A 10,311-nucleotide genomic window follows, 5' to 3' on the forward strand; every position below is an offset into this window, starting at 1 on the left:
TTTATATCAAGCCCGCTCTTTTCAACAAAGCATCTGGTTTTGGTTCTTGGCCTCTAAAGCGTTTGTATAATTCCATTGGCAATTCGGTGCCACCTTTAGAAAGCACATTGTCTTTGAATTTGGTAGCTACTTCTTTGTTGAAAATCCCTTTTTCTTGGAAATATTCGAAAGCATCGGCGTCTAAAACTTCTGCCCATTTGTAACTGTAATATCCAGAAGAATATCCACCTTGAAAAATATGAGAGAAGGAAACACTCATGCAATTTTCGGCTACATCAGGATATAAGGTGGTGCCTTCAAAAGTAGTTTTTTCAAACGCTTTTACATCGGTAATTTCAGTTGGATTGTTACTGTGAAAAGCCATATCCAATAATCCGAAACTAATCTGACGCAAAGTCGCCATTCCTTCTTGGAAACTAGCACTTTCTTTGATTTTTTCCACATATTCTTGTGGAATAATTTCAGCTGTTTTATAATGCGTAGCAAACAATGCCAAAGCTTCTGGCTCGTAACACCAGTTTTCCATAACTTGACTTGGCAATTCTACAAAATCCCAATAAACAGAGGTTCCAGATAAGCTTGGATAAGTCGTATTGGCCAACATTCCGTGTAGTCCATGACCAAATTCGTGGAATAAAGTTGTTACTTCGTTGAATGTTAATAAGGAAGGTTTGGTTTCTGTTGGTTTGGTAAAGTTACAAACGTTCGAAATATGTGGTCTTTCGTTTACGCCATCTTTAATATATTGTGATTTAAAAGAAGTCATCCAAGCGCCATTTCGTTTTCCTTTTCTTGGGAAGAAATCCGCGTAGAAAATTGCCACTAATTCGCCAAATTCGTCTTTGACTTCATACGTCATTACTTCTTCGTGGTATTTATCGATGTCGAAAATTTCGGTAAAAGTCAAGCCGAATAATTTTCCAGCAATGGTAAAAGCACCATTCAACACTTTTTCCAATTGAAAATAAGGTTTCAGTTTTTCATCATCCAAATTGAATAATTTTTGTTTCAATTTTTCTGAATAATAAGCGCCATCCCATTTTTCTAATTGGTCGATTCCGTCCAACTCTTTCGCGAAAGCAGTCAAATCTGCAAATTCTCTTTGAGCAGCAGGTTTGGCTTTGGCCAATAAATCATTCAAAAACGATTTTACTTTTTCTGGATTTTGAGCCATTCGTTCTTCGAGAACAAAATGCGAATGGGTAGCATAGCCTAATAAATTGGCTCTTTCAAAACGCAATTTAGCAATCTTAAGGGTTATTTCTTGATTGTCGAATTCGTTATTCTGAAATGCTTTTTTACCAGCCGCAATGGCCATTTCCTTTCTTAATTCGCGATTGTCAGCATAGGTAACAAACGGAATGTAACTAGGGTAATCTAAAGTAAAAATCCATCCTTCTAAATCTTTGCTTTTCGCCAATGATTGAGCGGCTTCAATGGTACCTTCTGGAAGTCCTTTTAAGTCAATTTCATTGGTAATGTGCATATGGTAATTATTGGTTTCAGCCAACACATTTTCGCCAAAAGTTAGTTTTAGTTTGGCTAATTCGGTGTCGATTTCACGTAGTTTTAATTTTTTATCTTCCGAAAGTAAAGCGCCATTTCTAGAAAATCCTTTGAATTTTTTGTCTAATAATGTTGTTTGTTCCGGAGACAAATTTAGGATGTCTATTTGGTCATATACAGTTTTTACTCTTTTAAATAAATCTTCGTTTAGCGTGATGTCGTTGCTGAATTCAGTTAACAAAGGCGAAACTTCTTGAGCTATTTTTTGCATTTCATCACTTGTTTCGGCCGAATTCAAGTTAAAGAAAATTGACGATAATCGATCCAATGCATTTCCAGAAAAATCCAGTGCGACAATGGTGTTTTCGAATGTGGGAGGTTCTGGATTGTTGATTATTGCATCTATTTCGGCTTTTGCAGCACTAATGTTATCAATAAATGCGGGTTGGTAATCTGCCATTTTTATTTGAGAAAAAGGGGCAGTTGTGTATTTAGTATTAAATGTTGAAGTTAAAAGGTTCATTATTATGTAATTATTTTAATTAATTGGAGTCAAATAGTTTTATGGAACAAAGGTAGCAATTTATAAAAATGTAGCGGACAAATTAGATGGATTCTTGTCTTCGATTTTCATCCGAATTGTGTTATAGTTATGTTATTTATTTCATTTTCAGATTTAAAAAGCTTAATTTTAGAAATACGATTAAAGTAGAAAATGACTAATTACAAAAACGAAAAGTAAAATAAATGAATTATCAAGTTAAAATTAAACGTGTAGATAACGTAAATGAAATTGATGGGTATTGGGCAGATGAAGATTATATTCAGTTATTAGAAAAATTCAATTATCCCGATGGTGCTTCGGCCGAGAAAAAAAATTTACCAGAGTTGCTCTTCATGGCAATTTCAGACTATGAACCAAGCGATGCAGCAGAAATAGTACTTACTTATAAGTTGTCTGAGGACTTGAATGAAGGTCAGATTCAGCAAATTTCACACAATATGTTAATTGATAAGGTATGCGAAGAATATCCAGAAATTCATTTGCAGGGGACTTTGTATGCGATTAATCAATTGCTTTATAAAGCGTATAACGGAAAGTTTCCAAATGCCAAAGCATCAGTGGTTCTTTTTTCGATGACACCAATTGAGGGTGATTCCGGAAAAATATTGACAAAGGAAAACGTGCTGAAATTATTGAATAATGGTTTGTCGGACAGGAATCTTATTAAACGATTATTTGAGGATGAAATGTCTCAAAATATTCCATTTCCATCAGCTGAAGGGATTGTTTGGGAACTGAATACTACCGATAATGTGAATTATAGTTTAGTGACTTCAGAGAATTGGTTGAATAATCAAGATTTTATTCGTTCAGAATTTGAAAGTGTTCTAGAAGAATTGGAAGAAGAAGTATAAATTCAAAAATGAAAAATAAAAAGCAACAAAGTCTTCTATAATGAGAAGACTTTGTTGCTTAGGTAGCATATTTTATTTTTTCAATCCCTCGGCTGCTTTGTTTACAGCGTCTTTCAGTCCTTCTTTGTACAGGATGATTTTGTCTAATACACATTTGTCGGAAGAACCAATGATTTGTGCGGCAAGTATTCCCGCATTTTTGGCGCCATTTAAAGCAACTGTTGCAACAGGAACTCCACCTGGCATTTGCAAAATTGACAAAACTGAATCCCAACCATCAATAGAATTACTTGATTTTACAGGAACTCCAATAACAGGAAGTGGTGACATAGACGCTACCATTCCTGGTAAATGTGCCGCTCCTCCAGCACCAGCAATAACTACTGCAATACCCCGATTGTGTGCATTTTTGCTAAAATCGTATAATTTTTCGGGAGTTCTGTGTGCTGATACAATATCGACTTCAACTTCAATATCAAATCCATTCAGAATATCGATGGCATCTTGCATTACAGGCATATCAGATATGCTTCCCATTATTACGGCTACTTTACTCATTTTGTTTTTATTTGTTTAAAGTTTAAGGATCAATGATGTTTTAAAAGTTTATAAAGTGCTTTTTTGCTATATTTGAACTGCCTGTTTTTTTCAAAAAGTTGATTATTGCATCAAAAAAATCCATTTAATTATATGCGTTTACTTGATTACTAATTACTGACCACTAATCACTCTTATTGTATTCTTTACCTCTTCGGCAATTTTTCTTGCTTTATTGATGTCTTCGTTTACTATGGTAACATGACCCATTTTTCGAAAAGGACGGGTTTGTTTTTTTCCGTAGATATGAGGAGTTACCCCATTCCAAGACATTATTTTTTCGATATTTTCATAAACTACATCTCCTGAAAAACCTTCTGCACCAACCAAATTCACCATTATTCCAGCAACTTTACTGTCAGTATTTCCTAAAGGTAAATTGAGAATAGCTCGCAAATGATTTTCAAACTGTGATGTGTAACTGGCTTCAATAGAATAATGACCTGAATTGTGGGGTCTTGGCGCTACTTCATTTATTAAAATTTCATCATTTTCAGTTTGGAACATTTCAACTGCTAGTAGACCTACGTGGTTGAATTTTTCGGAAACATCTAATGCTATCGCTCTGGCTTTGGTGGCTACTTTATTGTCAATACGAGCGGGACAAATCACATATTCAACTTGGTTTGCTTCTGGGTGAAATTCCATTTCCACAACTGGATAGGTTTTGATGTCTCCAGATGGGTTTCGACAAACAATTACCGCCAATTCATTTTTGAATGGAATCATTGCTTCAGCAATACATTCTACATCGGGTAAATTATCTAAATCTTCAATGCATCTGATAATTTTCACTCCCGTTCCATCATAACCAAATTGGGTGCATTTCCATACAAATGGGAATTTTAATTTGGAATCGAGAATTTGTACTACTAATTTTTTTAAATTATCAAACCTTTTATAATCAGATGTTGGGATGTTATTTTTAGCATAAAAATCTTTTTGAACCCCTTTATTTTGAATCAATTTCAAGGTTTTTGGTGAAGGGAATACTTTGATTCCTTCACTTTCTAATTTTTCTAAGGCTTTGATATTCACTAATTCAATTTCGAAAGTCAAAACATCGACTAGTTTTCCGAAATTGTAAACCGTTTCGAAATCCATTAAATCCCCTTTGAAAAAATTATTACAGGCGATTTTACATGGAGCTTCATCACTCGGATCAAGAACATAAGTTTGAATGTCGAATTTTCGGGTGTCAAACAAAAGCATTTTGCCAAGTTGTCCGCCACCGAGAATTCCCAATTTAAAATTGGAAGAAAAATAATTCATTGCGTTGTTGTTTGTTATATGCAAAGATACTTTATAATGATTGAATTGGGAAATGCTATTTTGTTTTCTTCAAGATTTCCCTTGCTACAGCTATATAGGCTGAGGTATGATTGTGGTATTCTTTGTTGATAATCTGTTTTAGGTCAGGGCGAATCCAATCGAAATGATTTCCGAAATGATACAAAGTTCTCACTGAATAGGCTTTGGTGGCAACTTTTGTATGGCTTATTAGTCAGTCAAAACTGATTTCTATACAATTTTGTATTTGTATTTCGGTTAAAGCAAAACTAGATTTTGATTTGTTATAATGCGATTTTAGGAGTAATTGTGTGATTTTTGCTAAGTGGCGAATGGAACTTTCGTCAGTAGTGAATTTTAAGTTTTGGCAAAAAAACTAAATAAACGGTTCGCTATTAAAGTTTTTTGTAAGCTACAAATTCTGAAACCCAATACACTTTGTAGGATTCCTGATTCGATGAAGTAAAACAGATGCCAATAAATTCTTTAAAATAAATTGGGTTGTATAAAATAGATTGAGCCGTTTCTAGTCAGTTTAAACGGTGACCATTTGTAAATTCTAGTTTTTGTCGCAATTCAGAAGGCATTCATGAAAATTATGATTAAAAATACAAAATTACAGGGATATTTCTTTTCTCAAATGTGAATTCTGTATCTTTGTGCATTATTCTAAATAAAAAACATGATACAACTTCACGATAAACAATTTGTTCCGTTCATATCTGCACAAGAAATAGAATTTGCAATTGCGCAAATTGCAAGAATGGTTGAAGATGACTTCGCTGCTGATACACCGATTTTTGTTGGCGTATTAAATGGTTCTTTTATGGTAGTTTCAGATTTTATGAAGCATTATAAAGGAACATGTGAAGTTAGTTTTGTTAAAATGGCTTCCTATGAAGGAACTACTTCTACAAACGAAGTTAGACAATTAATTGGTTTGGATCAAGATTTAACTGGTCGTTCGGTTGTTATCATCGAAGATATAGTCGATACAGGTAATACTTTGGTTGAATTAAAAGCCATGTTCAAAGCTAAAAATGTTAAACATTTTAAAATTGCTACCTTGTTTTTTAAACCAGAAGCTTACAAACAAGATCTCAAAATAGATTATGTTGGTATCAGAATTCCAAATAAATTTATTGTCGGTTTTGGACTAGACTATGACGGTATCGGTAGGAACTTACCAGAAGTATATCAGTTGAAAGACTAAAAAATAATAAATTACATAACTTATAATTACAAAAATGATTAACATTGTTTTATTTGGGAAACCAGGTGCAGGAAAAGGAACTCAGGCAGAGTTTTTAAAAGGAAAATACAATTTAACGCATCTTTCTACTGGTGATATTTTTAGATTTAACATTAAAAATGAAACTGAATTAGGAAAATTAGCCAAAACCTATATGGATCAAGGTGATTTAGTTCCTGATGAAGTAACAATTAAAATGTTGCAAAGTGAAGTAGATAATAACCAAGATTCTGCAGGATTTTTGTTTGACGGTTTTCCTAGGACAATTGCACAAGCTGATGCATTGGATGTGTTTTTAGCTTCAAAAAACGAAAAGATAACTGCAACAATTGCATTGGATGCTGATGATGAAATTCTTGTAGCTCGATTGTTAGAAAGAGGAAAAACAAGTGGTAGAGTTGATGATCAAGACGAAGATAAAATTCGTAATCGTTACCAAGAATACAATGAAAAAACGGCTCCTTTAATGAATTATTATTCACAACAGCATAAATTTTATTCTGTAAACGGAATAGGCTCTATTGCTGAAATTACAGAACGTTTGAGTGCAGTAATTGAAAAACTCTAATTTGGAAGTTTAAAAGTTTATGAGCTTAGTTACATGTAAAATCGAACCTCATAACCTCATATTCTTATAATCTTTTAAATATATAAATGGAAATTCTAATTATATTTTTTCTAATCATCTTAAATGGTGTTTTCTCCATGTCGGAAATTGCATTGATTTCAGCACGGAAAAACAGATTAGAAAATAGTGCCAAAAAAGGTAATAAAAATGCCCAAATTGCACTGGATTTAGCTAATACTCCCAATAAATTTTTATCGACTGTACAAATCGGAATTACTTTAATTGGAATTCTTACTGGGATATATTCTGGTGATAAAATTACTCATGATGTTCAAGAGTTTATTGCTGGATTTGAGGTTTTACATCCTTTTGCTCATTCTATTGCAGTTGGAATAGTGGTGGTTATTTTGACTTTTTTCTCATTGGTTTTAGGGGAATTATTGCCTAAAAGAATCGGTTTGAATCATCCAGAAACCATTGCAAAAGCAGTAGCTTTGCCAATGAAAATGGTATCGATAATAACGGCGCCATTTATTTGGTTATTGACTCATTCGACTGAATTTTTATTGAATGTTTTGAGAATTAAGCCATCAACTGACGGTAGAATTACCGAAGAGGAAATTAAGGCAATTATCAAGGAGGGTACTGAGGGTGGTGAAGTACAAGAAATTGAACAAGACATTGTAGAACGTGTTTTTCATATAGGTGATCGAAAAATAAATTCTTTGATGACGCATAGGAAAGCGGTAGTGATGTTACCATTGCATTCAAATAAAGTGCAGGTTAAAGAATTCATGCTAGAAGAATTGCATACTATTTATCCAGTTTATGGAGAAAATTATGATGATATTTCGGGAGTAGTGAATCTTAAAAATATTTTTGCCACAATAGACACAGTCGGTTTTAATTTGGCTGATATTATAACTGAAGCTCCTTATCTGATGGAATATACCACTGCATATAAAGCATTGGAAAAATTTAAAAAGTCAGGAATACATTATGCTTTAGTATCGGATGAATATGGTGTATTTCAAGGAATTATTACCTTAAACGATATACTGGAAGCATTGGTTGGAGACGCTTCAGATTTTTATAAGGAAGATTTTAAATTAGTCGAAAGAGAAGATGGAACATGGCTTGTAGATGGTCATTATTCTTTACATGATTTCTTGACTTATTTTGAATTAGATGAATTAATAAATGATTACGAAGTTACCACTGTAAGCGGATTAATAATGACTGAACTTTCTCATATTCCAAAACAAGGAGAGAAATTAATTTGGCAAAAAATGGAATTTGAAGTCATTGATATGGATGGCGTGAAGATTGATAAAGTGATGGTGAAAGCCTTAAAACAATAGAGTTCAGAGATCACATTTAGTAAATAAACTGACTGCTGATTACTGAGTACTGAATACTTAAAAAAAAATGACTGAAGGAAATTTTGTAGATTATGTAAAAATATATGTTTCTTCCGGAAAAGGAGGAAAAGGATCCACGCATTTGCATAGAGAAAAATTTATTGAAAAGGGTGGGCCTGATGGTGGTGATGGAGGACGTGGAGGACACGTTTATTTAGTGGGAAACAAAGGGCTTTGGACCTTGTTTCATCTAAAATTTGCTCGACATATCAAAGCAGGTCACGGTGGCGATGGTGGTGGTGATAGAAGTACTGGTGCAGATGGTGATGATAAATTTATCGAAGTTCCACTGGGAACTGTAGTTAGAGACAAAGAAACCGGTGAAACTTTATTTGAAATTACTGAAAACGGTGAGAAACAAATTCTTTCTCGTGGTGGAAAAGGGGGGTTAGGAAACTGGCATTTTAGAAGTTCGACAAATCAAACTCCTAGATATTCACAACCAGGATTGCCTGGAGTGGAAATGGATGTTATTCTAGAGCTAAAAGTCTTGGCAGATGTCGGTTTGGTAGGTTTTCCAAATGCTGGAAAATCAACGTTATTGTCTGTACTAACTTCTGCAAAGCCTAAAATTGCCGATTACCCATTTACAACCTTAAAACCAAATCTTGGAATTGTAGCTTATAGAGATTTTCAATCTTTCGTAATTGCTGATATTCCTGGAATTATTGAAGGAGCTGCCGAAGGAAAAGGTCTAGGACATTATTTCTTGCGTCATATTGAACGCAATTCTACCTTGCTTTTCTTAGTTCCTGTAGATACGCCCGATATCAAAGGAGAATATGATATTTTGGTAAACGAATTAACCAAGTACAATCCTGAAATGTTAGACAAAGAACGTTTGTTGGTTATTTCTAAATGTGATATGCTGGACGATGAATTAAAAGCAGAACTTAAAGTAGAATTAGATGTCGCTTTCAAAGATGTTGCTTATATGTTTATTTCATCTGTTGCCCAGCAAGGTTTAACAGAGTTGAAAGACAAGCTTTGGAAAATGTTGAATGAATAAATTTCACTATTACAACTCAATAACGCCACTATAAAGACTATTTTCTTTATAGTGGTTTTTTTTATTTAAAAGAAATTTGCGATGTAGGTCTTAATTGGATTCGGAACAAGGGAATCTATCCCAAATTTTGGAGAAGAATTTATTTTTCGTGAAAAGGAGTTCTTATAAATAACGTAATTCAATGTTTCGCTACTCTGAATTGTGGGCAAACCGCTTTTATTATAGTATTGATTAAGTTAGTTGATGCATTTGTGCTGCTGCTGCCTTATTCAATATGGTTTGGTAATGATTGATATCGTTCTGAATATTGTATTGAAGAATTTAAACTAAGATTTTTTTCTCTTTTTTCGCATGGATATGATAAGAATAGTATAAACAATTATTTCACTGATGTTTTTTTTTAATAATATTACATAATTCTGACTTTAGATTCTACATCTTTTGAATTTCAAGATACAGATCTATTAATAAACGAGTGTCTTGTATTTGATTTTCGGATAATCTTGATTTGTTTTTGTGTAAATAAAAATAACTAATTAAGGTATTTGTTTAAGAGACTCTTCTTTAATTAATGTCTACTGTATGGACTTTTTTAGTTTTTTCTTAGTTTAGTCCAAAGAGTTACTTCGCCTAATCTACTATTTGTTAACTGTTTTTTATATTAATTCTAAGATGTTTTCTATTTTAAATTTGTAAACGAAATTTTAGTGAAGGGGTGTTACAAATTCCAAAATTTAAATAAAAAGGAGAAAATTAGTTCGAAATAAGCCGCTATTTTTTCTAATAATAACAACTTGAATAGTTCAATACAAGAGTTTTACAATTTAATTTTAAATATGGAATGAAATTTTGTAAAATTACTGTTTCCGCATAATTTTAGTTTATCTGTGTAGTTGGGTATTCTAAAACTGTACTGATATTAGTTCAAATTTAAAATTTTTGTAAATATTTTTAAAAAAAGCTTGTGAGATTTAAAAACGAGAGTTACCTTTGCACCCCGCTAAACGAGCAACGTTCCTTGATAGACTGATAAGAAGATTGATAATAAGATGGAAAAAAAATATTTTTCAAAAGATTTTCAAAAAGTCTTGCCAGTTAAAAAAGAATAGTTACTTTTGCAGCCGCTAACCGAAAGAATAGCGTAAGAAATAAAAAAACGAAAGTTCTTAGACATATTGAATTGACAGCCGTTTTAAGAGAGATCTTAGAACAAATATAAGAGAGTAAGAGAGTCGAAAGATTTAAAAAA

At 32.9% G+C, this 10,311-nt stretch carries 8 protein-coding genes; 5 read left to right on the top strand and 3 right to left on the bottom strand.

Annotation, left to right across the window (positions count from 1 at the left end; all coding sequences use genetic code 11):
* Window position 1 precedes the first annotated feature (1 nt).
* Window positions 2-2,029 (bottom strand): M3 family metallopeptidase, encoded by a 2,028-nt coding sequence (locus tag E0F76_RS14050; protein ID WP_132007319.1) that lies wholly within the window; start codon window positions 2,027-2,029, stop codon window positions 2-4.
* 224 nt (window positions 2,030-2,253) lie between these two features.
* Between E0F76_RS14050 and E0F76_RS14055 the strand changes: the two genes are divergently transcribed.
* On the top strand, window positions 2,254-2,925 hold the full coding sequence (locus E0F76_RS14055) for a hypothetical protein (protein WP_132007322.1): 672 nt from the start codon (window positions 2,254-2,256) through the stop codon (window positions 2,923-2,925).
* A gap of 72 nt (window positions 2,926-2,997) precedes the next feature.
* Here E0F76_RS14055 and purE read toward each other — a convergent pair whose 3' ends face one another.
* Window positions 2,998-3,483: a 5-(carboxyamino)imidazole ribonucleotide mutase gene (purE, locus tag E0F76_RS14060; RefSeq protein ID WP_132007325.1), complete on the bottom strand. Its 486-nt coding sequence runs from the start codon at window positions 3,481-3,483 to the stop codon at window positions 2,998-3,000.
* A 153-nt stretch (window positions 3,484-3,636) separates the two neighbouring features.
* Window positions 3,637-4,794, bottom strand: coding sequence for a 5-(carboxyamino)imidazole ribonucleotide synthase (locus tag E0F76_RS14065; RefSeq protein ID WP_132007328.1), 1,158 nt, complete (start codon window positions 4,792-4,794; stop codon window positions 3,637-3,639).
* 700 nt (window positions 4,795-5,494) lie between these two features.
* Here E0F76_RS14065 and hpt point away from each other — a divergent pair.
* The 4 genes from hpt to obgE all read left to right on the top strand — a co-directional run bounded on the left by hpt (window position 5,495) and on the right by obgE (window position 9,062).
* The gene (gene hpt / locus E0F76_RS14075) at window positions 5,495-6,025 is read left to right on the top strand and encodes a hypoxanthine phosphoribosyltransferase (protein ID WP_132007331.1); all 531 of its coding nucleotides are present in this window, start codon (window positions 5,495-5,497) and stop codon (window positions 6,023-6,025) included.
* Window positions 6,026-6,059: 34 nt separating this feature from the next.
* Entirely contained in the window at window positions 6,060-6,632 is a 573-nt protein-coding gene (locus E0F76_RS14080; RefSeq protein WP_132007334.1) for an adenylate kinase, read from the top strand.
* An 86-nt stretch (window positions 6,633-6,718) separates the two neighbouring features.
* The gene (locus E0F76_RS14085) at window positions 6,719-7,993 is read left to right on the top strand and encodes a hemolysin family protein (protein WP_132007337.1); all 1,275 of its coding nucleotides are present in this window, start codon (window positions 6,719-6,721) and stop codon (window positions 7,991-7,993) included.
* Window positions 7,994-8,060: 67 nt separating this feature from the next.
* The gene (gene obgE / locus E0F76_RS14090; RefSeq protein ID WP_132007340.1) at window positions 8,061-9,062 is read left to right on the top strand and encodes a GTPase ObgE; all 1,002 of its coding nucleotides are present in this window, start codon (window positions 8,061-8,063) and stop codon (window positions 9,060-9,062) included.
* Window positions 9,063-10,311: the final 1,249 nt, after the last annotated feature.

The sequence above is a fragment of the Flavobacterium cellulosilyticum genome, from assembly GCF_004349355.1.
Classification (GTDB): domain Bacteria; phylum Bacteroidota; class Bacteroidia; order Flavobacteriales; family Flavobacteriaceae; genus Flavobacterium; species Flavobacterium cellulosilyticum.